General features: G+C 72.7%; 21 protein-coding genes. All 21 read right to left on the bottom strand.

Translation table 11 applies throughout. The features are described 5' to 3' along the window. Window positions 1–23 precede the first annotated feature (23 nt). Window positions 24–1,757, bottom strand: a complete 1,734-nt coding sequence (locus ACGIF2_RS07320; protein ID WP_396045048.1) for a methyl-accepting chemotaxis protein — start codon at window positions 1,755–1,757, stop codon at window positions 24–26. Between the two features lie 141 nt (window positions 1,758–1,898). Continuing rightward, a complete protein-coding gene (locus ACGIF2_RS07315; RefSeq protein WP_396045046.1) occupies window positions 1,899–3,572 on the bottom strand; it encodes a methyl-accepting chemotaxis protein in 1,674 nt (557 codons plus the stop codon). A gap of 90 nt (window positions 3,573–3,662) precedes the next feature. Then, complete coding sequence (locus ACGIF2_RS07310) at window positions 3,663–5,210, bottom strand: methyl-accepting chemotaxis protein (protein ID WP_396045696.1); 1,548 nt, start codon at window positions 5,208–5,210, stop codon at window positions 3,663–3,665. 291 nt (window positions 5,211–5,501) lie between these two features. Continuing rightward, entirely contained in the window at window positions 5,502–5,918 is a 417-nt protein-coding gene (locus tag ACGIF2_RS07305; RefSeq protein WP_396045044.1) for a chemotaxis protein CheW, read from the bottom strand. Further along, complete coding sequence (locus tag ACGIF2_RS07300; RefSeq protein ID WP_396045043.1) at window positions 5,915–8,209, bottom strand: chemotaxis protein CheA; 2,295 nt, start codon at window positions 8,207–8,209, stop codon at window positions 5,915–5,917. The genes ACGIF2_RS07305 and ACGIF2_RS07300 overlap by 4 nt, the downstream gene beginning before the upstream one ends. A gap of 150 nt (window positions 8,210–8,359) precedes the next feature. After that, complete coding sequence (csrA, locus tag ACGIF2_RS07295) at window positions 8,360–8,671, bottom strand: carbon storage regulator CsrA (protein ID WP_396045041.1); 312 nt, start codon at window positions 8,669–8,671, stop codon at window positions 8,360–8,362. 58 nt (window positions 8,672–8,729) lie between these two features. Further along, entirely contained in the window at window positions 8,730–9,899 is a 1,170-nt protein-coding gene (locus tag ACGIF2_RS07290) for a hypothetical protein (RefSeq protein ID WP_396045039.1), read from the bottom strand. Next, window positions 9,877–11,934 (bottom strand): flagellar biosynthesis protein FlhA, encoded by a 2,058-nt coding sequence (locus tag ACGIF2_RS07285; RefSeq protein WP_396045037.1) that lies wholly within the window; start codon window positions 11,932–11,934, stop codon window positions 9,877–9,879. The genes ACGIF2_RS07290 and ACGIF2_RS07285 overlap by 23 nt, the downstream gene beginning before the upstream one ends. 106 nt (window positions 11,935–12,040) lie before the next feature. Further along, window positions 12,041–13,174 (bottom strand): flagellar biosynthesis protein FlhB, encoded by a 1,134-nt coding sequence (locus ACGIF2_RS07280; RefSeq protein WP_396045035.1) that lies wholly within the window; start codon window positions 13,172–13,174, stop codon window positions 12,041–12,043. Further along, complete coding sequence (locus tag ACGIF2_RS07275) at window positions 13,171–13,935, bottom strand: flagellar biosynthetic protein FliR (RefSeq protein ID WP_396045694.1); 765 nt, start codon at window positions 13,933–13,935, stop codon at window positions 13,171–13,173. The genes ACGIF2_RS07280 and ACGIF2_RS07275 overlap by 4 nt, the downstream gene beginning before the upstream one ends. Before the next feature lie 14 nt (window positions 13,936–13,949). After that, a complete protein-coding gene (gene fliQ / locus ACGIF2_RS07270) occupies window positions 13,950–14,222 on the bottom strand; it encodes a flagellar biosynthesis protein FliQ (RefSeq protein WP_396045033.1) in 273 nt (90 codons plus the stop codon). Window positions 14,223–14,224: 2 nt separating this feature from the next. Further along, window positions 14,225–15,082, bottom strand: a complete 858-nt coding sequence (fliP, locus tag ACGIF2_RS07265; protein WP_396045031.1) for a flagellar type III secretion system pore protein FliP — start codon at window positions 15,080–15,082, stop codon at window positions 14,225–14,227. Next, window positions 15,079–15,645, bottom strand: a complete 567-nt coding sequence (locus tag ACGIF2_RS07260) for a flagellar biosynthetic protein FliO (protein ID WP_396045029.1) — start codon at window positions 15,643–15,645, stop codon at window positions 15,079–15,081. Before ACGIF2_RS07260 ends, fliP begins: the two co-directional genes overlap by 4 nt. 11 nt (window positions 15,646–15,656) lie before the next feature. Then, window positions 15,657–16,364 (bottom strand): flagellar motor switch protein FliN, encoded by a 708-nt coding sequence (gene fliN, locus ACGIF2_RS07255; RefSeq protein ID WP_396045027.1) that lies wholly within the window; start codon window positions 16,362–16,364, stop codon window positions 15,657–15,659. Then, window positions 16,364–17,308 carry a flagellar motor switch protein FliM gene (locus ACGIF2_RS07250; RefSeq protein WP_396045025.1) on the bottom strand — a complete coding sequence of 315 codons (945 nt, stop codon included), beginning with the start codon at window positions 17,306–17,308 and terminating at the stop codon, window positions 16,364–16,366. Before ACGIF2_RS07250 ends, fliN begins: the two co-directional genes overlap by 1 nt. A gap of 141 nt (window positions 17,309–17,449) precedes the next feature. Beyond that, window positions 17,450–17,977 (bottom strand): flagellar basal body-associated protein FliL, encoded by a 528-nt coding sequence (gene fliL, locus ACGIF2_RS07245; protein ID WP_396045023.1) that lies wholly within the window; start codon window positions 17,975–17,977, stop codon window positions 17,450–17,452. 4 nt (window positions 17,978–17,981) lie between these two features. After that, window positions 17,982–18,893: a flagellar motor protein MotB gene (locus tag ACGIF2_RS07240; protein WP_396045021.1), complete on the bottom strand. Its 912-nt coding sequence runs from the start codon at window positions 18,891–18,893 to the stop codon at window positions 17,982–17,984. Next, window positions 18,890–19,657 (bottom strand): motility protein A, encoded by a 768-nt coding sequence (locus ACGIF2_RS07235; RefSeq protein WP_396045019.1) that lies wholly within the window; start codon window positions 19,655–19,657, stop codon window positions 18,890–18,892. The genes ACGIF2_RS07240 and ACGIF2_RS07235 overlap by 4 nt, the downstream gene beginning before the upstream one ends. Continuing rightward, a complete protein-coding gene (locus ACGIF2_RS07230) occupies window positions 19,657–19,959 on the bottom strand; it encodes a flagellar FlbD family protein (protein WP_396045017.1) in 303 nt (100 codons plus the stop codon). The genes ACGIF2_RS07235 and ACGIF2_RS07230 overlap by 1 nt, the downstream gene beginning before the upstream one ends. Before the next feature lie 156 nt (window positions 19,960–20,115). Further along, entirely contained in the window at window positions 20,116–21,294 is a 1,179-nt protein-coding gene (locus tag ACGIF2_RS07225; RefSeq protein ID WP_396045015.1) for a flagellar hook protein FlgE, read from the bottom strand. Between the two features lie 36 nt (window positions 21,295–21,330). After that, window positions 21,331–21,819: a flagellar hook assembly protein FlgD gene (locus ACGIF2_RS07220; RefSeq protein WP_396045013.1), complete on the bottom strand. Its 489-nt coding sequence runs from the start codon at window positions 21,817–21,819 to the stop codon at window positions 21,331–21,333. Window positions 21,820–21,823: the final 4 nt, after the last annotated feature.

Below are 21,823 nucleotides of genomic sequence, written 5' to 3'. Positions count from 1 at the left end.
AGGTGAACCTCAGCAGGTGAACCTCAGTAGGTGAACGCAGCGACCCGCGCGTTGAGGCCCACGGCCGTCGCGGCGAGGTCCTGGACCGACGCCTCGAGCTGCGCCACGACCTCGGACGTGATCGCCGCCTCGTTCGCGACGGCCGTGATCCGCTCGGCGATCTGGCCCGACCCGGTCGCTGCCTCGGCCACCCCGCGGGACATCTCGCCCGTCGTCGCGGTCTGCTCCTCGACCGCAGAGGCGATCGTCAGCTGGAAGTCGTTGATGCGGGCGATGACCTCGGTGATCCGCTCGATCGCCGCGACCGCCGTCTCGGTGTGGGCGCGGTTCGCGGCCACCCGGGCCGCGATGTCCTCGGCGGCACGGGCCGACTCACGGGCCAGGTCCTTGACCTCGCCGGCGACGACAGCGAAGCCCTTGCCCGCCTCGCCGGCGCGGGCCGCCTCGATCGTCGCGTTGAGCGCGAGCAGGTTCGTCTGCGCCGCGATCGACGTGATCGCCTTGATCGCGGCACCGATCTCGTCCGACGTCGTCCCCAGCGCGTCGACCGTCTCGGCCGCCGCACGCGCGTGCGCGACCCCCTCGGTCGCGACCCGTGCGGCCTCGTTGGCGTTCTGCGCGATCTCCCGGATCGATGACCCCAGCTGCTCGGCACCCGCCGCGACCGACTGCACGTTGCGGCTGACCTGCTCGGCCGCCGTCGCGACGGCACCGGCCTGCGACGACGTCTCGTGCGACCCGTCGGCCACGCGCGCCGCGGCCCCCGACATGTCCCGCGCCGCACCGGCCACCGAGGCAGCCGTCGCGGTCACGCCCGTGAGGGTCGAGCGCACCGAGTCCTGCGCCTGCGTCAGTGCGCGGGCCATCCGCCCGATCTCGTCGTCCGCCCGCACGGGGGCGACCACGGTGAAGTCGCCCGCGGCCATGCCCTCGAGCGCACAGTGCACCTCGTGCACCGACCGTCGGATCGAGCGCGCGATCAGCAGCCCGAGAGCCACGACGACGACGAGTGCCAGCGTCAGGCTGACCGTCAGGATGGCGACAGCGCGGTCGGACTCGGCGTCGACCTGCGCGGCGACGTCGTAGAAGTAGGCGTTGGTCTCGTCGGCCACCGCCCCGAGCGCGGCGGTGTACGCCTGCACGAGGGGCTCGCTCGACTCGTCGACGAGCTTCGAGTAGTAGACCCGGTCGCCGTAGAGGGCCGTCGGGATGAGCAGGCCGTCGCGGACCTTGATCCACCTGGCGTAGGTCGCGACGAACGAGTCCCACGCCTCGCCCGTGCCGTTGCCCGCGGCGTCGTACCCGGCGATCGCCTCGGTCATCGCGGCGTCGTTGTCGCGCTGCCTCCCGAGCCACTCCTCGGTCATGGTCTCGTTGTCGAACGCCGCGACCTCGGCCGCGATGACCCGCGCCTTGAGCTGGCCCTGCTCGACGAGGCCGCGGCTGAAGACCATCTCCTCCTGGAGCCGCGCGAGCTCGTCGGCCTGCGCGGCGATCGAGCGCATCGACACGACCGCGTACGAGCCTGCGGCCACAGCCACGACCGCGAGCAGCAGGATCGAGCCGACGATCTTGGTGCGCACCGAGCGAGCGGCGATCCATGACCCGGTGCGAGCGACCTCGGGTGGCGCGGAGGTCGGCGTCGCGGCGTTGTCGTCTGGCACAGCGTCGGCGTCGGTGTCGGCGTCGGGGTCGGTGTCGGCGGGATCCCGCGGCGCGAGGAGGACCTCGTCGTCGTCGTGCCTCAGGCTGCGCATGATGGTGCTCCGTCCGGGTGACATCTATGTCGAATGCCCCCATCGGCGGGCAGGCCGGACTTGTGAGGGGCCAGCCGCTGGGGTCCCTCGGACGGAGGACCCCTGCACCCGGGTGCGCGGGGTGTGGCTGGTCAGCAGATGTCAGTAGGTGAAGGCGGCGACCTGGGTGCGCAGCTCGGCGGACATCCGGGCGAGGTCGTCGACCGCCGACCCCATCTGCCCGACGACGACCGCGTTCGACTCGGCCGCCGACGCGACCCCAATGATGTTCGCCGCGATCTCCCCCGACCCCGAGGCGGCCTCGCCCACACCGCGGGACATCTCGTTCGTCGTGGCCGTCTGCTCCTCCACCGCCGAGGCGATCGTCAGCTGGAAGTCGTTGATCGACGCGATGATCCCCGCGATCTCCCCGATCGCCGCGACCGCACCCGAGGTGTCCACCTGGATCGCCGCCACCCGACGCGCGATGTCCTCGGTCGCCCGCGCCGTCTCCGACGCGAGCTCCTTGACCTCGCTGGCCACCACCGCGAACCCCTTGCCGGCCTCACCGGCCCGTGCGGCCTCGATCGTCGCGTTGAGCGCCAGCAGGTTCGTCTGCTCCGCGATCGACGTGATGGTCTTGACCACGTCACCGATCTCCTGGCTCGAGATCCCCAGCTTCGCGACCTGCTCGTTCGTGGCCGCGGCCACCCCCGTCGCCCGCGACGCCACCCGCGCCGCCTCGTTCGCGTTCTGCGCGATCTCCCGGATCGAGGCGCCCATCTCCTCCGACCCCGCAGCCACCGCCTGCACGTTCCGGTTCACCTGCTCCGCCGCCGCAGCGACCACCCCCGCCTGCACACTCGTCTCCTGCGACCCCGCCGCCACCTGCACGTTCGCCGCCGACAGCTCCTCCGCCGACGCGGCCACCGCATCCGCCGACGCCGCCACCCCGGCGAGCGTCGATCGCAGCGCGTCCCGCGAGGTGTTGAGCGCGGCCGACATGCGCCCGATCTCGTCGTGGCTCGCGACCTCGACGTCGAGCGTGAGGTCACCCTCGGCCATGGCCTCGATCGAGACCTGGACCCGACGCACCGACCGGACGATGGTCGACGTGGTCGCGATCGCCGCCCAGCCGACGAGGACCGCCGAGAGCGACAGGACCCCGACCGTGGTCAGCACCGTGCGGCGCGCCGTCGCGGCGGCGTCGGCGGCGGTCGTGCGCGCGTAGGCCGTGCTGACCTCGGCCGCCGCGTCGAGGGCGGCGACGTAGGCGTCCTTGAGCGGCTCGGTCACCTCGTTGAGCACGCGCTCGTACTCGCTCTTGTCGTCGGACAGCGCGGCCGGCACCAGCTGGGTGTCGCGGGCCGTGCGCCACGCGTCGTAGTTCTCGCGGAAGTCCGGCCAGGTCGCGAACCCCGCCCCACCGCCCTCCTCGAACGCCGCGACGGCGGCGTCGAGCTCCGCGTCGTTCGCGTCCTGCTCGTCGATCCAGCGCAGACGCGCTCCTGCCGAGGACGTCGCGCCGATCTGGGCCGCGATCATGCGGGCCTTGAGCTGCGCCTGGTGCACCTCGTTGAGGGGGTTCACGATGCCCGACTGCAGCGTGGCGAGGTCTTGGGTCTCCGCCGCGGTCGCGTCGAGGGCCGTGATCACGTAGACGCCGGTCCCGCCGGAGACGACGAGGACGAAGCCGACCATCGCGAGGATCCGGGTACGGATCGAACGGTCCTGGAACCACCGCAACCCCGGACCGCGCCGCCCTGCGGTACCGCGGGGCGCGACGGTGTCGCTCACGGCGGTGTCGGCCGCGACCTGCGTGACGGGCGTGTTCATGTGAACTCCTCGATCGAGCACTGCGCGACAGACGTCGACCCGTCTGATCGGCAGCCCCGAGCGTTCGAGTAGCAGACTCCCCGGGGCGTCTCAGTAGGTGAAAGTGGCGACCTGGGTGCGCAGCTCGGCGGACATCCGCGCGAGGTCGTCGACAGCCGACCCCATCTGCCCGACGACGACCGCGTTCGACTCGGCCGCCGACGCGACCCCAATGATGTTCGCCGCGATCTCCCCCGACCCCGACGCCGCCTCACCCACACCGCGGGACATCTCGTTCGTCGTGGCCGTCTGCTCCTCCACCGCCGAGGCGATCGTCAGCTGGAAGTCGTTGATGCTCGCGATGATCCCCGCGATCTCCCCGATCGCCGCGACCGCACCCGAGGTGTCCACCTGGATCGCCGCCACCCTGCGCGCGATGTCCTCCGTCGCCCGCGCCGTCTCCGACGCCAGCTCCTTCACCTCACCGGCCACCACGGCGAACCCCTTGCCCGCCTCGCCGGCCCGCGCCGCCTCGATCGTCGCGTTCAGCGCCAACAGGTTCGTCTGCTCCGCGATCGACGTGATCGTCTTGACCACGTTGCCGATCTCCTGCGACGACGCACCCAGCTTCGCGACCTGCTCGTTCGTGGCCGCAGCCACCCCCGTCGCCCGCGACGCCACCCGCGCCGCCTCGTTCGCGTTCTGCGCGATCTCCCGGATCGAGGCGCCCATCTCCTCCGACCCCGCAGCCACCGCCTGCACGCTGCGGTTCACCTGCTCCGCCGCCGCAGCAACCACCCCCGCCTGCACACTCGTCTCCTGCGAACCGGCCGCCACCTGCACGTTCGCCGCCGACAGCTCCTCCGCCGACGCCGCCACCGCATCCGCAGACACCGCCACCTGCGACAACGTCGACCGCAACGACTCCTGCGCCACCGCCAACGACGCCGCCATCCGCCCGATCTCGTCGCCGCCCGTCACCCGTGCCTCGACCGTCAGGTCACCCGCCGCGAGCGCGTCGAGGCTCGCCTTCACCGCGTGGAGCGAGCGTCGGATGCGCCGCAGGACGACCGTCGCGATCGCGGCCGACACGGCTGCCGCCACGGCGAACGCCGCGACGAGCGCGACGATCGTGGCGGTGATCCGGGACTGGGTCGCGGCCGATGCCGCGTCGATCTGCGCGTGCGCCGACTCCTCGACCGCCTCGAGCGCCTGCGCACCAGGCTCGGGGTTGCTCGCCGAGCTCAGCGCGAGGACGTCGTTGACCGCCATCACGTCGCCCTTCTGGACGATCGGCAGGAGCGTCGCGTCCCGGAACTCGACCCACTGGTCCCAGTCCGTGACGAACCGCCGCCAGGCCGGCGTGTCTGCCTCGGCATAGCCGGAGACGACGGTGATCGCATCCTGCACGACCTGGTCGTTCGCGGCCGACTCCGCGAGCAGCGCGGTGCGGGTCGCCGCGTCGCCGACACCCGCCGCCCGGTGCACCAGCAGGTGGCTCTGGCTGTACGCGGTGCGCAGCTCGCTCAGCGACGAGTTGAGGCCGTCGGTCAGGTCGGCGACGACCCGCATCTCGCGGCCCACGTCGAGCAGCACGAGGCCGCCGGTGCCGCCCACCACCGCGAAGGACCCGCCGAGCACGAGCATCGCGGCCACCATCTTGGCCACGACCGATCGGTCCTGGATCAGGGCAGAGAGTCCACGTCGTCGTCCAGCGCCCATCGTGCTCACACCCGTTCGTGCGTCGTGTCGCGTGCCCAGGGACATCTCTTGGCCCCGGTTCCTGACCGCCGCAGGACTCCCGACGTCGTCGACGACCTGGGCGCCGATGGGCAGGTCGTCAAGGGTGACCGGGGCGTCGTTGGCGTCGGTCGGTGTGGTGCTGGGCAAGATCGCTCCGGTGGGTGGGTGCCAGCTCGGCAGCAGGTGCCACCGGCATGGTCGAGGGGCTCAGGCGGCGACAGCGGCGTCGACGTCGAGGACGAGCAGCAGGCCGGCGTCGAGCTTGTACGCACCGAGGATCAGCGTGCGCAGCTCGAGGTCGAGCGTGTCGGGCGGGGGTTCGAACGCGTCGGGGCCCACGTCGACGACGTCGCCGATCTCGTCGACGAGCAGGCTCACGGGCTCGCCGTCGACCTGGACCACGACCATCATCGGCTCGGCGTCGTCGGCCAGCGGGGCCAGCCCGAGCCGCGGCCGCAGGTCGACCGTGAGGACGACCTGGCCACGCAGGTTCACGAGCCCGGCCACGCCCACCGGGGCGAGCGGGACGCGCGTGCGGGTGTGCGCGCGCAGCGCCTCCTGGACACGGGTCACGGCCACGCCGTACAGGCTGCCGCCGAGCGTGAAGGTCACGAACTGGCTCATCGGCCGGCTCCCACGAGTTCCAGGCCGAGCACGTCGGCGTCATAGAAGGACGGGTCGGCAGCCAGCACCGCACCCCGCACGTCGAGCAGCTCGGTGACGCGCTCGCCGAGCACGGTCGAGCCGAGCAGGCCCGTGTCCTCGATGTCGGAGTGCTGCGCGGCGTCGTCGTCGACGATGTCCACGATCTCGTCGACCACGAGCCCCACGCTGCGTCCGGCGTGGGTGTAGACGACCAGCAGCAGCTCCTCGGGGTCCTCGTGGGCGCGGCCCGGGACCCGCAGGACCCGGTCGAGCCGCGCGAGGGGAAGGATCGTGCCGCGGTACTGGATGACCTCGCGACCGCCCACGAGCTCGACGTGCTCGGAGCGCACGAGCTCGAGCCGCGCGACCGACGCGAGCGGCATCGCGACGCGACGCCCGTGGCCGATGCCGACCACGAGCACCTGGACGACGTCGCGGGCCTCGACGGCCTCCTCGACCTGCCGGGCCGCACGGGCCAGCTCGCCCTCGCTGGTCAGCGCGCGGCGTGCGATCGACTGCACGTCGAGGATGAGCGCGACGCGCCCGTCGCCGAGCACTGTCGCCCCCGCGTAGGTGCCGATCGACTTGATGCGGGCGGAGAGCGGCTTGACGACGATCTCCTCGGTGTTGAGCACGCGGTCCACGAGCAGCCCGAAGCGCTGCTGGTCGGCCTGCACCACGGCGATGACCGACGAGCCCTCGGTCCCCGCCTCGGGCCCGGGTCCCACGTGCAGCACGCCCGCGAGCGACACCAGCGGCAGCAGGTCGCCGCGCAGCCGGTAGACCGGGGAGGCGTGCACGTACTCGATCGCCGAGCGGGAGCGCTGCGTGTCGAGGGCGACCAGCTCGAGCAGGTTGACCTGCGGCACGGCGTACAGGTCGCCCGCGCACTCGACGGTCAGCGCGGGCATGATCGCGAGCGTCAGCGGGATGCCCAGGCGCCACACCGTGCCGGCCCCGACGACCGACTCGACGTCCACGGCCCCGCCGATGGCCTCGATCTTGGTGCGCACCACGTCCATGCCCACGCCGCGGCCCGAGACGTTCGTGACGGCCTCGGCGGTCGAGAACCCGGCGAGGAACACGAGCTGGATGACCTCGGTCGTGCTCATCGCCGCGAGCTGCTCCGCGGTGCGCAGGCCACGTTCGAGGGCCTTGGCGGCGATCTTCTCGGGGTCGATGCCGCGGCCGTCGTCGGCGATCTCGACGATCACCTGACCGCCCGCGTGGTACGCGCGCAGCGACAGCTTGCCCTTGGCGGGCTTGCCCGCGGCGACGCGCTCCCCGGTCGTCTCGATGCCGTGGTCCACGGCGTTGCGCACGAGGTGCGTGAGCGGGTCCTTGACGGCCTCGAGCAGGCTGCGGTCGAGCTCGGTGTCACCACCGGTCATCTCGAGGGCGACCTCGCGGTCGCAGTGCGCGGCGAGGTCGCGCACGATCCGCGGCATCTTCGACCACACGTGCTCGATGGGCTGCATGCGGGTCTTCATGACCCCCTCCTGCAGCTCGCCCGCGATGAGGTTGAGTCGCTGCGCCGAGCGCGCGAGCTCGACGTCGTCGGCTCCCGTGGCCAGCCGGCTGATCTGGTTGCGGGCCAGGACGAGCTCGCCGACCTGACGCATCAGCGCGTCGAGCAGGCCGACGTCGACACGGATCGAGGAGTCGGCCGCGGCGCGCGTCCCGCCCTCCTCGGGGGGCGTGGCGCCGGCCGGCCGCTGGTCCTGGACGATGCGCTGGTCCTGGACGGTGCGCTGGGCCGGGATGACGACCTCGGGCGCGGGGCTCGGTGCGGGGGCCGGCTCGACGTCCGCGACGACGACCACCGGGGCGGCGGGAACGGCGTCGGCGACCACCGGTGCGGCGGGAGCGGACGCGTCGACCACGACCGGGGTCTCACCGCGCTGGAGCGCAGCGATCGCCTCGATGACGTCGTCGACAGCGACGGTGCCCTCGGTGCCGTCGGCGTCGATCGCGCTGAGGATCGCGCGCACGGTGTCGACCAGGCGCAGCAGCAGGTCCGTGGTCGGACCGTCCATCTCCCGGCGCCCGTCGCGCAGCTCGACCAGCAGGTTCTCGCCCGCGTGGGTGACCCGCTCGAGCTCGGAGAACGCCAGGAACCCGCTCGTGCCCTTGATGGTGTGGATCGTGCGGAAGACGCTTCCCAGGAGCTCACGCGAACCCGGGGCCTCCTCGAGCGCCACCAGGTCTTGGTCCAGCTGATCCAGGTTCTCGTGGCTCTCGACCAGGAACTCCCGGACGATGTCGTCCATGTCGTCCACTTCGCGCCCTCCATGGCACCGTCCACACTGTCGATGCTCTGATCGGCCGGGACGCTGCGCAGTTGAGGGTTGCGGGGTGCTCGGGTGGGTCAGGGCACGAGGCACGTGGCCGCGGAGGCCGGTGGGCCTCGCCCGACGGTGCTACGCCGAGGGCGGCTGGGGAGCGGCGGCGGGCGCAGCTCCCGGTCCGGCAGCCGGTTCGGCAGCCGGCCCTGCCGGGGCCGTGCGGGGCCGGACGAGCTCGCGGAGCTGGGCGACGGCGTCGTCGTCGACGGCGCTGGCCTCGACGTTCGCCGCCTTGACCGCGTCGAGGATCTCCGCGCGGTGCACCCGCACGTGACGCGGTGCGTCGATGCCCAGCCGCACCCCGTCGCTGCGCACCTCGATGACGGTGAGGACGATGTCGTCCCCGATCACGAGGCGTTCGCCGACGCGACGGCTCAGGACCAGCATCGCGCCAGCCTACCGGCCACGGCCGCCGCGACCCGACGACGCGACGCGGGTCCGGCCGTCAGTCCCACCGGGTCGCCGCGTCGAGCCGGTCGCTCAGCGCCGCGGCCCAGGCGACGCGCGTGGCGGGCAGGCCGTCGATCCACGCGACCGGGACACCCAGGTCGAGCACGGTGCCCGGCTGGGTCGTCTCGAACAGGCCGTGCACGGCGAGCACGTCGAACGCCCGGCTGCGCCCGACCTGCGCGAGCCAGTGCGCGGCGTCCCGCAGCTTGCTGTGCGCGTCGACGACGCCCCACGCCTGGTCGGGCGCCAGGGCGTGCAGCATCGCCGCGGCCTCGGTCCTTGCCTCGGTGTCGGCGCCGACGCCGAGCGCGACGACCACGACGTGGTCCTCCTCGCTCGCCCGGGGACGCCACCGGCTCGCCGCCACGGACGTCGCGAGCCTGCGCCCGTGGCCGCTCGCCTCGGCGCGGCCCGCGAGCACCACGTCGGTCTCGGTCTGCCCGAGGCGTTCGGCGAGCCGCGCGGCGACGTGCACGACCTCGGCCGCGGGTCCGGCCACCACGACGACCGACCCGGGACGGCGAGGCACCGGAGGGACGACGGGCAGGGCCTCGAGCACGGTCGAGAGCAGCACCGGCCCGGTGCCGGGGACGCGGGCCAGGAAGTGGTCGGGCACGCCCAGGTCGCGCAGCGACTCGCGGCTCGCACCGCCGGGCGCCGGCACCGCGGACGGGACGAGCGGCTCGAACCGGCGGGCCGACGGTGCAGCGGGGGCCGCGAGCTCGAGGTCGGCGGGCGGTTGGCCGCCGGCCATGGCACGCACCTGGTCGAGCACCGAGGCGAACGTCTCGGCCCCCGTGGACACCTGCGGCCCGGGGGCGGCACCGGGCACCGTGCCGACCTCCGACCCGGTCGCCGGCACGAGGTCCTGACCGGCGAACGCGGGGCCCGCACCGGCCTCGCCCGCCTCGACGGCCTCGGCCGCGACGAGCAGCGCCTCGAGCCCGACCGCTGCCGGCGGCTGGCGCATGGCCCGGGGGCGCTGCGGCGCGTCGTCGGGCACGTCGACCGTGAGCTCGTAGCGCTGCTTGGCGAAGAACCCCGCGAAGCCGCCGCTGCGCACCCGTTCGGCGCTCACGATCCGTGCGGTGGGTCCGAACTCGGCGCGCACGTGCACCATGAGCTCGGCGAGATCGACCCCCTCAAGCAGCAATCGCGTGGGCACCGCTCACCACCCCGACGGTCTCGATCTGGACACCGGCTCCGGTGACCTCGGAGTAGGACAGCACAGCGGTGCGCGCCTGGCCCAGCGACACGACGCGGCGGAGCGCAGGTCGCAGCGCCGGGGCGCACACCAGGACCACCTGCTGGCCCGCCGCCTCGGCCGCGTTCACCAGGGTGCGCAGCTGGGTCAGGATCGACTCGAGCCGGGCCGGCTCGACCAGCAGCTGGCTGCCGGCCTCGGACGGGCGCAGCTGCTCGACGAGCGACTGCTCGAGCGACGGGTCGAGCGTCACGACGCGCAGCACCCCGTCGCGCGCGAGCTGCGCGGTCAGTGCGGGCCCGAGCGCGCCGCGGGCGGCCTCCACGAGCCCCTCAGGGTCGGTCGAGATCTTGGCCCGCAGGGTCAGCGCCTCGTAGATGCGCGACAGGTCGCGGATGGGGACCTCCTCGGCGAGCAGGCCCTGCAGCACGCGCTGCACCTCGCCGAGCGACAGCAGGCCCGGCACGAGCTCCTCGACCACCGACGGGTTGACCTGCTTGACCCCCTCGGTCAGCACCCGCACGTCCTCCCGACCGAGCAGGCGGGGGGCGTTCTGGGTGATGATCGAGCCGAGGTGCGTGATGAGCACCGACACCCGGTCCACGACCGTCGCCCCGGAGAGCTCGGCCGCGTGCCGCAGCTCGGCGGGCACCCACTTGCCGGGGAGCCCGAACACGGGCTCGACGACGGCCTGGCCGGGCAGCGCCGCGAGGTCGTCGCCCAGGGCGAGGAGGCGCCCCGCGGGGGCCTCGCCGCGGCCGACCTCGACCCCGGCGATCCGCACCACGTACGTCGAGCGCGGCAGGTCGACCGAGTCCCGGGTCCGCACGGGCGGCACCACGATGCCCAGGTCCATCGCGATCTTGCGGCGCAGACCGCGCACGCGCGTGAGCAGGTCGCGGTCGGGGCCCGAGCCGACGAGGTCCACGAGGTCCGGCGCGAGCAGGATCTCGAGCGTGTGCACCCGCATCTGCTCGATGAGCTGCTCGGGGGTGTCACCCGCGGGGGCCACGGCGTTGGCGGCGGCGCCGTCCTGCGCGGCCTGGGCGTCGCGCGTCTGGCCGGCCTTGATGCGCTGCGACGCGATCAGCAGCGCGCCGCCCACGACGAGGAACGGCGGCTTGGGCATGCCCGGCAGCAGCGCGAGGGCGATCGCGCCGCACCCGGCGATCATGAGCGCCGAGCGCGACTGGAGCAGCTGCTTGGCGGCCGCGGTGCCCATGTCGCCCTCGGCCGTGGCCCGGGTCACCACGATGCCGGTGGAGACCGAGAGCAGCAGCGCGGGGATCTGCGTGACGAGGCCGTCGCCGATCGTCAGCAGGCTGAACCGCTCGAGCGACTCGCCCGCGGTCATGCCCATCTGCATCATGCCGATGACGAAGCCGCCGACGAGGTTGATGACGGTGATGATGATGCCCGCGATCGCGTCACCCTTGACGAACTTCGAGCCACCGTCCATCGCGCCGTAGAAGTCGGCCTCGGCCGCCACGTCGGCCCGCCGTTTGCGCGCCTGGTCCTCGTCGATGAGCCCCGAGTTGAGGTCCGCGTCGATGGCCATCTGCTTGCCGGGCATCGCGTCGAGCGTGAACCGGGCGCCGACCTCGGCGACGCGTCCCGCGCCGTTGGTGATCACGACGAACTGGATGACCACCAGGATCAGGAAGATCACGAGCCCGATGACGAGCGACCCGCCCACCACGAAGTGCCCGAACGCGTCGATCACGTGCCCGGCGTACCCGTCGCGCAGCACGAGCCGGGTCGAGGCCACGTTGAGCCCGAGCCGGAACAGGGTGAACACCAGGATCAGCGAGGGGAAGATCGAGAAGTCGAGCGGCCGCTGGACGTACATGCTGGTCAGCAGGATGACGAGCGAGGCTGTGATGTTGATCGCGAGCAGCCCGTCGAGCATCCACGCGGGCAGCGGCACGACGAGCAGCAGCACGATGCCGACGACCCCCACGGGGACCGCGAACTGGGCGACCGAACGGTTCTTCATGGGCGGGCCTTCCGGGCGTCGGGCACGGGCTTCAGTGGGGCGTCGGGGGCACCGGGCGGGTGCGGGTGGTGACCGGGAGGGCGGTGCGGGCGCCCGCGGGCGGCCCTCATGCGGGGACCCGGCGCCGACGGCGGCGCGCGGGCGCCTCGGGCAGCTCGACGGGGGCCCCGGGCACGCGGTGCTGACCGGTCGCGGCACCGCGTCGGCGCAGCGCCATGACGAACGCGAGGACGCGCGCCACGGCCGTGAACAGGTACTCGGGGACCTCTTGGCCGATCTCGCACGCGCTGTGCAGCGCGCGGGCGAGCGGCACGTCCTCGACCATCGGCACGTGCTTCGCGGTGGCCTCGGCCCGGATGCGGGTCGCGACCGCGCCGGCGCCCTTCGCGACGACCCGCGGTGCTCCCGCGCCGGGCTCGTAGCGCAGCGCGACAGCGACGTGCGTGGGGTTGACGAGCACGACGTCCGCGTCGGCGACGGCCGCCATCATGCGGTTGCGGCTCATCGCCATCTGCTTGGAGCGGATCGCGCCCTTGAGCAGCGGGTCACCCTCGGAGCGCTTGTTCTCGTCCTTGACCTCGCGCAGCGTCATGCGGGTCTTCTTGCGGTTGCGGCGCATGACCACGACCACGTCGAGCACGGCGAGCAGGATCCCTGCCCCGACGCCACCGCGCATCAGCGTCACCGCGCCCGAGGACGCCGAGTCGACCAGCTGCGACAGCGCGAGCCGCCCCGAGCCCACGAGCACGGGCACGAGGGCCTGCACGCCGGCCACGAGGGCCAGACCCACCACCGCGGTCTTGAGCAGCGTCTTGACGCCCTGCCACAGGGTCTGCGCGCCGACCAGCCTCTTGATCCCCGCGAGCACGTTGAGCTGCTTGAACGTGGGCTTGGGCTGCTTGGGGTGCACGCCGCCCTGCGCGGCCGCGACCGCCACGGTCACGATCACCACGACCACGAACATGGTGCCCATCGTGGGCAGGAACGAGCGCAGCGCGTCGCCCAGCAGGACGTCGACCGAGCGCGCGCCCGGGTCGAGCGCCACGTCGCGCACCGTCTGGAGCTGCTCGGTCGCGGCCTGCCCGGCCCGGCTGATCACGCCGGGCAGCATCAGGGCCGCCGCACCCAGCCCGATCCACGCCGTGAGGTCCTGCGAGCGGGCGAGCTCGCCCTTGCGGCGGACCTCCTTCATGCGCTGCGGGGTGGCCTTCTCGCTGCGGTCCTGGCCGTCGCTGCTCATCGCGCCACCCCCACCAGGTCGCGCACGGCCGTGCCGAGCATCCCGTCGATGATGCCGGGCATGGCCAGGTAGGCGAAGCTCGCGAACGAGATCGTCATGAGGATCTTGAGCGGGAAGCCGAGCGCGAACGCGTTCAGCGCGGGCGACACCCGCGTGAGCAGCCCCAGGCCCACGTCGGTGAGGAACAGCACGACGAGCAGCGGCCCCGCGATCTGCACGGCCGAGACGAACATCTGCGTCAGGCCCGTGGTCGCGGTGTCTGCCAGGGTCGCGAGGTCGAGGCTGGCACCGATCGGCAGCGCGTCGAACGTCCGCACGAGCCCCGCGATGAGCAGCTGGTACCCGTTCGAGGCGAACAGCAGCACGACCGCGGTGAACGTGTACAGCCGTGCGAACTGCGCACCGTTGGTCTGGCTCATGGGGTCGAAGGCCGCGGCCATCTGGAAGCCGCCGAACAGGTCGATGAGGTTGCCCGCGGACTGCACGGCCGCGAACACGAGCGCGACGAGGAACCCGAGCGCACCCCCGATCACCACCTGGAGCAGCAGGTCGACCACGAACCCGGCGGTGCTGGCCGAGGCCACCGCGTCGGCGTCGAGCCGCGGGCTGACCGCGAGCGCCAGGCCGATCGCGAGCATCGCCTTGATGCGTCCGGGGATGGAGCGGTGGGAGAACGGCGGGGCGATCACCAGGAACGCGGCGATGCGCACCCCGGCGAGCATGGTCGCCTCGACGGCGCCGAGCGGGAGCGAGACGCTCAGCGGCTCCACGGACCTCAGCCCCCGACCAGCTGCGGGATGCGGGAGAACAGCTCGTGCGTGAAGCTCACGAGCTCCGAGATCATCCAGTGGCCCGAGACGAGCAGGGCGACGGCGGCGGCCACGGCCTTGGGCACGAAGCTGAGCGTGACCTCCTGGATCTGGGTGATCGACTGCAGCAGGGACACGGCGAAGCCGACCACGAGCGCGGTGACCAGCACCGGGGCGCAGAGCTTGGCCGCGAGCAGGAGGGCGTCGAGGCCGATGTCGAGGACCGCACTGGTGTCCACCGTCAACCACCGCCCGTGTACGAGCTCACCAGGGCGGTGATGATCAGGCCCCACCCGTCGACCAGCACGAACAGCAGCAGCTTGAACGGCAGGGACACCATGACGGGCGGCAGCATCATCATGCCCATCGACATGAGCGAGGACGAGACGACCAGGTCGATCACGAGGAACGGCACGAAGATGACGAAGCCGATGATGAACGCGGCCCGCAGCTCGGAGAGCATGAACGCCGGGATGAGCGTGAGCATGGGCACCGAGGCCGGGTCCTCGGGGTTGGGCTGGTCGGCGGCCCGCGTGACGAGAGCGAGGTCCGCCTCGCGGGTGTGGCCGACCATGAAGTCGCGCAGCGGGCCCGAACCGACGTCGACGGCCTGGGTGAACGTGAGGTCGCCCGCGAGGTAGGGCTGCACACCCACCTCGTTGACGTCGCTCACCACGGGCGCCATGACGAACAGGCTGAGGAACAGCGCGAGGCCCGCGATCACCTGGTTGGGCGGGACGCCCTGCAGGCCGAGCGCGTTCCGGGTCAGCGCGAGCACCACGAAGATCTTGGTGAAGCTCGTGGTCATGAGCAGCAGCGACGGCGCGACCGAGAGCAGCGTGATCGCGAGCAGCACCACGATCGAGCTGCTGGGCGTGCCGTTGACGCCGTTGACCGCCACCGTGACCGTGTCCCCCGCCCCCGGGTCGAGCGGCGCGGTGGGGGCCGCGGGGTCGGTCGGGTCGACCGGGACGGCGTGGGCCGGCCCGGCGCCGGCGACGACGAGCAGCACGACGACGAGGCCGAGCAGGAGCACGGCCAGGGCGATGGTGCGCCCGTGCAGCCGTCGCACCGCAGGAGGCGTCGCCGTCAGCGTCATCGGCGCACCGTGCGGTCCTGGAGCGCGCCGACCGCGCGGCGCCACGTCGCGGGAGACAGGACCGAGCCGTCGAGCGGACCCGGGGCGGCGGCGGGGTCGGTGGGGTCGGCAGCCCCCGTGGGCGCCGGGCCGGCCGGGGCAGACCCGGGCACGCGCGGCGGCGCCTGGGCGTCGATGCGGGCCTGCGCGAGGACAGCGTCGATGTCGAGCTCGGCGCGCGGGGACGGCACCGCGGAGAGCTGCGCGCCGCCCGTGGACGGGCGCGCCGCGGGCGCAGCCGTCGGGTGCGTGAGGGCCGAGGACGGGCTCGGGGCACCGTCGAGCACGGGCGCGAGCTCGGTGAGCATCGTGACCTGCTGGTCGCCGTAGCCGAGCAGCAGCCGCCGGTTGCCGACCGCGAGCACGGCCACCCCCGAGTGCCTCCCGAACGACTGCCGGGCCAGCACGTGCATCTCGGGCGCCGGGCGCCCACGTCGGGCCTGTGCGCCGCCCAGCCTGCGTCCCGCGACCCAGATGAGCGCGATGACGCACACGAGGGCGAGGACCACACGCAGCACGAGCACGGGCCCGTCCATCAGGCGCCGGCCTCCGAGCCGGCGAGGATCTCGGTGATCCGGATGCCGTAGTCCTCGTCGATCACGACGACCTCGCCGCGGGCGATGAGCCGACCGTTGACCATGACGTCGGCAGGGCTGCCCGCGGCCCGGTCGAGCTCGAGCACAGCACCGGGAGTGAGCTCGAGGACCTGGCGCACGGGCAGGCGCGTGCGCCCGATCTCGGCGGTGAGGGTCATCTCGACGTCGTAGAGCACGTGCAGCCCAGCGCGCTGGGTCGGCACGCCGGCCACGCCCGTGGGGGTCGGCTCGGCGCGCACCCGCAGCGCGAACCAGCCGTGCGCGGTGCCCTCGTGCTCGAGCGCGAACAGGTGCGCGTCGGCGGCCACGACGTCGCCCGCGGTGGCCGTGGACGCCGCGTCGAGCACCCCGGCGCCGAGCCGGGCGCACGCGGCCTCGAGGGCCGGACGCAGCGCGTCAGCGAGGTCGAGCGGGGCGCCGGCCTCCGCGGCGGCGGCGAGCGCCTCGCGCACAGCCCCCTCCGCGACGATCACCAGGTCAGCGCTGGGCGAACCCACGAACGAGGCCACGACCGCGACGTCCTGGGCCTCGGGACCCTGGCCGGCGACCGCGGGCACCGCCACGAGCGGGACCGTCGAGGGCAGCAGACGAGCCACCGCCGCGGCCGCCTCGAGGGCGGCCGGGGCGAAGGTGAGGGCGGGGTTCATCAGAGGTTCTCCTCGACGTCGACAACCATGCAGGCGAGCCGGGAACCGTTGTTCCCGGCGGCGGCTCGGGCGAGCACGACCCCGTCGACGACCACGTCCAGCGGACGTGACGACGGGTGGGACAGGGGCAGGACGTCGCCGACCGCGAGATCGACCACCTCGCGCGGGTGGACGGTGACGGGCGTGAAGCGCACGGCGACGCTCACGGGCACGTGCTGCACCGCCGCCTCGAGGTCGGCGTGCGCGGCGGCCTGAGCGCGGCGCTCGTCGTCCGTGCGCGAGTCGGCCCCCTCGCCCCGCAGCAGGGCCGAGAGCAGCAGGTCGGCCGGGAACATCAGCGTCGCGCGGTCCTCGCGCTGGCCCGAGCGCAGCGTGAAGGACGCCACGAGCACAGGCTCGGACGCCCCGACGGCCTGCACGAACTGCGGGTTGTACTGCACCGTGCGCACGCTCACGTCGAGCGGCAGCAGCGCGGCGAACGCGTACCCGAGGTCGCCGAGCGCGTGCTGCAGCAGCTCGCGCACCAGCGTCATCTCGATGTCGGAGAGCTCGCGGCCCTCACGTTCGTCGCCCTTGCCCGACCCGCCCAGCAGGTAGTCGATCCAGACCATGAACGCGCCCACCGGGAGCTGGACCACCGCCGTCTGGCGGGTCTGCTCGACCGTGCAGAGCACCATCCCGGTCGGGGAGGGCAGGGCCCGGACGTACTCGTCGTACGAGCGCAGCGTCAGCTCGTCGAACGTCACCTGCGAGGTCACCCGCAGGCGTGCGGTCAGCTGGGTGCCCCACTGCCGGGCGAAGGTCTCGAGCGCCATCTCCACGAGGCGCGCATGCTCGCGGGCCATGGTCATCGGGCGCCGGAAGTCGTACGTCTCCGGCTCCGTGGTGCGTGCACGGCGCGCCGTGGGGCGCACAGGGGCGTGCGCGGTCTCGTCAACGGTCACGCTCGCCCCATCGGCGGGCGTCACCCGGTTATGAGAAACCGGGGGTGAAACTTTCTGCGCCCAGGACCCGTCATGGGTCGCCGTGCGGGCGCAGCGGTGCGGACGCCCTCCATGGCGCCCCGACTCACCGGCGTGGCCGGTCTACTGCGTGACGTAGTTCGTCAGGTAGACGTCCATCACCTCGCCCTCGTACACCTCGGCGAGCTGTTCGACGAGCTGGGCCTTGAGCGCGTCCCGCGTCGTGGGGTCGGTGACCTCCTCGACCGTGCGACCGGAGAACAGGGCGATGGCCGCGTCGACGGCCCGCGAGGGGTCGGGGGCCTCCGTCACGTCGGCGGTGAGCTGCAGCCCCAGCCCCACGCGGAGGTAGTGCCCGTCCGCCAGGTTCAGGCTCACCGGCTCGACAGCGAGCACCTCGCCCGGGGTCGGCGCGGGCGGCGCGCTGGGCGCAGCGGACGCACCGGAGTCGAAGACCCCCAGGAAGTACGCGGCACCGCCGCCGCCGAGCAGCAGGACGACGGCCACGACCACCACGATCATGAGCTTCTTGCGCTTGCCGCCCTGGGGTTCGGGGGACGCCTCGGGGGACGCGGCCTTGACCGCCCCGATGGACTGGGGGTTCTTCGCCCCGATCTTGTTGCTCGAGATCACGCGCTGCTCGATGGGCATGGGTCTAGCCCTCCGTCCCGGTCAGGGTGGGTACCAGCACGCGCACGGCCTCGGGGGCGCTGCTGAGGATGACGAGGTCGACACGGCGGTTCGCGACGATCGCGTCCTCGCCCGTGCCGTCGACCAGCGGACGGGCGTCGCCGAACCCGACCGCCATGATGCGGTTCGCCGCGATGCCGTCCGCCTCGACGAGGTGCCGCAGCACCTGCGTCGCACGGTCGGAGGACAGCTCCCAGTTCGTGGGGTACCTGCCCGAGACGGGGATCGAGTTCGCGTGCCCCTCGACCGAGATGTTCTCGGCGATCTCGACGAGCGTGGGGCCCGCCACGTCGAGCACCTGGCGTGCGGTCGGGGTCAGCTCGGCGCTCGCCGCGGCGAAGAAGACGTCGTCGGCCACGAGGCCCAGCACCAGGCCACGGTCGTCGATGCGGAAGCGCACGGCGTCGCCCAGGCCGTTCGCGGCCAGCAGGCCCGACAGCCGGTCACGCAGCTCCTCGAGGTGGGCGGCCTCGCGCTGGGCCGCCGCGAGCACGTCCGGGTCGACGGTCTCGGTGGGGGTGGCCGACGGGTTCGCCCCCTGCGCGCCGAGCCCCGCGTCGGCGCTCACCATGCCGCCCGAGCTCTGCGCCGGCGCGGTCTCCGGCACGATGCTCGCGCCGTCGAGCGTGCCCGTGCTGCCCTCGAGCACCGACGGCGCCACGTTGGTGTTGAACCCCGCCGCGAGCGAGTCACGCAGCGCGACGTACTTCTGCTGGTCGACCTGGCTGATCGCGAAGAGGACGATGAACAGCGCCATGAGCACCGTGATCATGTCCGAGTAGCTCACCAGCCACCGCTCGTGGTTGACGTGCTCCTCCTCCCCGCCCCCGCGGCGGCGTCGACCGCCGTGACCCCGCGCGGCCGCGGACGAGCTCACGCCGCGACCTTGGCTGGCGCCTTCTCGGGCAGCAGCGAGCGCAGGCGCTCACCGACCAGGCGCGGGTTCGCGCCGGCCTGCACCGCGAGGAGGCCCTCGAGCGTGACCTCCATCTGCTGGCACTCCAGGTCGGAGATGCGCTTGATGCGGGTCGAGAGGGGCAGCCACACCACGTTCGCCGAGAGGATGCCCCAGAGGGTCGCGACGAAGGCCGCCGCGATCGAGTGGCCCAGCGACGCCGGGTCGGCCAGGTTCTCGAGCACGTGCACGAGCGAGATGACGGTGCCGATGATGCCGATCGTGGGCGCGTAGCCGCCCATGTCCTGGAAGTACTTGGAGTGCACCCGGTCCTGGGTGCGCTTGGTCGCGATCCGGTCCTCGAGGATGATGCGCAGGTCCTCGGGGTCGGTGCCGTCGATCGCGGCCTGGAGCCCGTTGCGCAGGAACTGGTCGTCGATGTCCTTGGCGGCGTCCTCGAGCGCGAGCAGGCCCTCGCGCCGGGCGCGGTCCGCCAGGTCCACGACCGTGTCGACGGTGGCCGAGGGGTCCGGGGCCTTGCTGCGCAGCGCGCGCGGCACCGCGGCGAACGACGAGAGGACGTCTTTCACGGTGTGCCCGGCGATGCCCACGCCGATCGTGCCGACCCACACCAGCAGCAGCGGTGCGGGCAGGAAGATCGACATCGGGTCGGCACCCTCGATGACGAGCGCCCCGAAGATCGCGCCGAACGCGAGGACGATTCCGATCAGGCCGGCGGGGTCCATCAGCGGCTCCTGGGACGAAGAGGCACCGGGTGCGCCATCGGCGTGTCGTCGTCGGGCTCGCCGTCGAGGTCACGCACGAGCTCGACGCTCGGCTTCGGGGCGGCCTGGATCTCCTGCGCGCGCGCCAGCAGCACGGCCCGGTGCTCGTGGATCAGGGCGATGACCTCGGTCATCGACTCCTCGACGATGTACTTGGTGCCGTCGATGAGGGTCAGGATCGTGTCGGGTGCGCTGTCGATGCGCTGGAGCAGGTCGGGGTTCACCCCGAACTGGGGTCCGTTGAGGCGCGTCACGACGATCACAGCTTGTCCGTCCCTGGGTCGGTGCCGACGAGCCCGTCCGTGGGCCCTGTGCCGTTCTCATCGGCCGGGCGGGCGCTGGTGTGAGGCTTCCGGTGACGTCCGGCAGGTGATCGGGCCCCGCGACCTGCGCCACGGGGCCCGTCACCACGCCGGGGGTCAGCGCTTGAGGTTGACGAGCTCCTGGAGCAGCTCGTCGGACGTCGTGATGACGCGCGAGTTCGCCTGGAAACCGCGCTGGGCGATGATCAGCGACGTGAACTCGCTCGACAGGTCGACGTTCGACATCTCGAGCGAGCCGCCCGCGAGCCCGCCGCGGCCACCCGTGCCGGCCGTGCCCACCTGCGCCGCGCCCGAGTTGACCGAGGTGCGGAACAGCGAGCCGCCCGCCTTCTCGAGGCCGGCCGGGTTGGTGAAGCTGCCGAGCGCGATGCGACCCACGGCCTGCTTCAGGCCGTTGCTGAACGAGCCGGTGATCGTGCCGTCGGCACCGAGCGCGAACGACAGCAGCGTGCCCGCGGCCTGACCGTCCTGGACGCCGGCCTTGAGCGTCTCGATGCCTGCGAAGCCCGTGATGGCCTTCAGGTCGACATCGACGCCCCCGAGCGGGAACGTCGTGGGCGTGGTCAGTACGCCGTTCCCGTCGAACGTGAGCGGGCCGGGGGCCGCGGTGGTCGTGCCGTCGGTCGCTGTGAGGTCCCACCCGGTAGCCGACTTGGTGAAGCTCAGCGCGATCTCGCGCTCGACCCCGGTCGAGTCGAACGCCTTGATGGTGCGCTGCAGCACGGTGTCTTCCGCGGCGTCGGACGGCAGGTTGCCCAGGAAGCTGGCCTTCGTGGTCTGGACGGCCGCCATGAGGGTGCCCGCGGGGACCTTGAGGTCGCCGATGGGCCCGTTGGTGTCGACGACGCCGTTGACGGCTGCCCAGCCCTGCACGAGCGCACCCTCGCCGGGGAGCACCATCTGACCGGTCGCGTCGAAGTCGAAGCTGCCGGCCCGCGTGTAGAACGTCTCGGTGCCCTTGCGCACCACGAAGAACCCGTCGCCCGAGATCATCATGTCGGTGCTGCGGCCCGTGGACTGCGAGGCCCCCTGCGTGAAGTTGGTCGTGATGCCCGCGACGCGCACTCCGAGGCCGACCTGCGCGGGGTTGGTGCCACCCGTGCCGGCCTGGGCGCCGCCCGCGTTCTGGAGCACCTGGCTGAGGGTGTCCTGGAACTGGGTCTGGGAGGACTTGAAGCCCGTCGTGTTGACGTTGGCGATGTTATTGCCGGTCACGTCGAGCATGGTCTGGTGACTGCGCAGACCGCTGATGCCGGAGAAGAGCGAGCGGAGCATGGGAAGGTCCCTTCGGTGGAGGTGTGCGGGCCTGCGTCAGGCGGGGTCGGTGTCGGGGTCGGTGTCGGTGTCGGTGTCGGTGTCGGTGTCGGGCGGGGTGGTCGCCGTGCCCGGCGTGGTGACCGCGGAGATCGAGTCGAGCGGCACCTGCACGTCGCCCACGGTCACCGTCGGCACGGCAGTGAGGTACGAGACGGCGGACACCGTGCCCGTCTGGGTGACGCCGTCGGCGTCGATGTAGCTGACCTGATGGCCCACGAGGCCCGAGGCAGCCATGCGCATCTGCAGCGCGAAGCTCTCGCGCGAGGTGTCGGAGAGCTCGACGAGCCGCTCCATCGTGGTCAGCTGCGTGGTCTGCGCCATGAGGTCCGAGCTGTCCATGGGGTTGCTCGGGTCCTGGTTGCGCAGCTGCGCGACGAGCAGGTTGAGGAACGCCTGCTTGCTGAGCTCGCCGTTGCTGGCTGTCGTCGCTGTCGTCGCGGTCGTGGAGGTGGCGCCGTACACGGCGGACACGTCGATGCTCATGGGT

The sequence above is a fragment of the Cellulomonas sp. P22 genome, from assembly GCF_044392165.1.
Note: the sequence above shows the minus strand (reverse complement) of the source record. Positions and strands in the feature narration are given on the sequence as shown.

What these genes read in the sequence shown, in the direction of transcription:
- ACGIF2_RS07315 (WP_396045046.1), bottom strand. Translation starts at nt 3,572, where the DNA reads ATGAACACGCCCGTCACGCAGGTCGCGGCCGACACCGCCGTGAGCGAC.
- ACGIF2_RS07280 (WP_396045035.1), bottom strand. Translation starts at nt 13,174, where the DNA reads ATGAGCAGCGACGGCCAGGACCGCAGCGAGAAGGCCACCCCGCAGCGC.
- ACGIF2_RS07310 (WP_396045696.1), bottom strand. Translation starts at nt 5,210, where the DNA reads ATGGTGGCCGCGATGCTCGTGCTCGGCGGGTCCTTCGCGGTGGTGGGC.
- ACGIF2_RS07220 (WP_396045013.1), bottom strand. Translation starts at nt 21,819, where the DNA reads ATGAGCATCGACGTGTCCGCCGTGTACGGCGCCACCTCCACGACCGCG.
- ACGIF2_RS07300 (WP_396045043.1), bottom strand. Translation starts at nt 8,209, where the DNA reads ATGGACGACATCGTCCGGGAGTTCCTGGTCGAGAGCCACGAGAACCTG.
- fliN (WP_396045027.1), bottom strand. Translation starts at nt 16,364, where the DNA reads ATGAACCCCGCCCTCACCTTCGCCCCGGCCGCCCTCGAGGCGGCCGCG.
- fliP (WP_396045031.1), bottom strand. Translation starts at nt 15,082, where the DNA reads ATGACGCTGACGGCGACGCCTCCTGCGGTGCGACGGCTGCACGGGCGC.
- ACGIF2_RS07305 (WP_396045044.1), bottom strand. Translation starts at nt 5,918, where the DNA reads ATGAGCCAGTTCGTGACCTTCACGCTCGGCGGCAGCCTGTACGGCGTG.
- csrA (WP_396045041.1), bottom strand. Translation starts at nt 8,671, where the DNA reads ATGCTGGTCCTGAGCCGTCGCGTCGGCGAACGCCTCGTGATCGGGGAC.
- ACGIF2_RS07285 (WP_396045037.1), bottom strand. Translation starts at nt 11,934, where the DNA reads ATGAAGAACCGTTCGGTCGCCCAGTTCGCGGTCCCCGTGGGGGTCGTC.
- ACGIF2_RS07225 (WP_396045015.1), bottom strand. Translation starts at nt 21,294, where the DNA reads ATGCTCCGCTCGCTCTTCTCCGGCATCAGCGGTCTGCGCAGTCACCAG.
- ACGIF2_RS07320 (WP_396045048.1), bottom strand. Translation starts at nt 1,757, where the DNA reads ATGCGCAGCCTGAGGCACGACGACGACGAGGTCCTCCTCGCGCCGCGG.
- ACGIF2_RS07235 (WP_396045019.1), bottom strand. Translation starts at nt 19,657, where the DNA reads ATGGACCCCGCCGGCCTGATCGGAATCGTCCTCGCGTTCGGCGCGATC.
- fliL (WP_396045023.1), bottom strand. Translation starts at nt 17,977, where the DNA reads ATGCCCATCGAGCAGCGCGTGATCTCGAGCAACAAGATCGGGGCGAAG.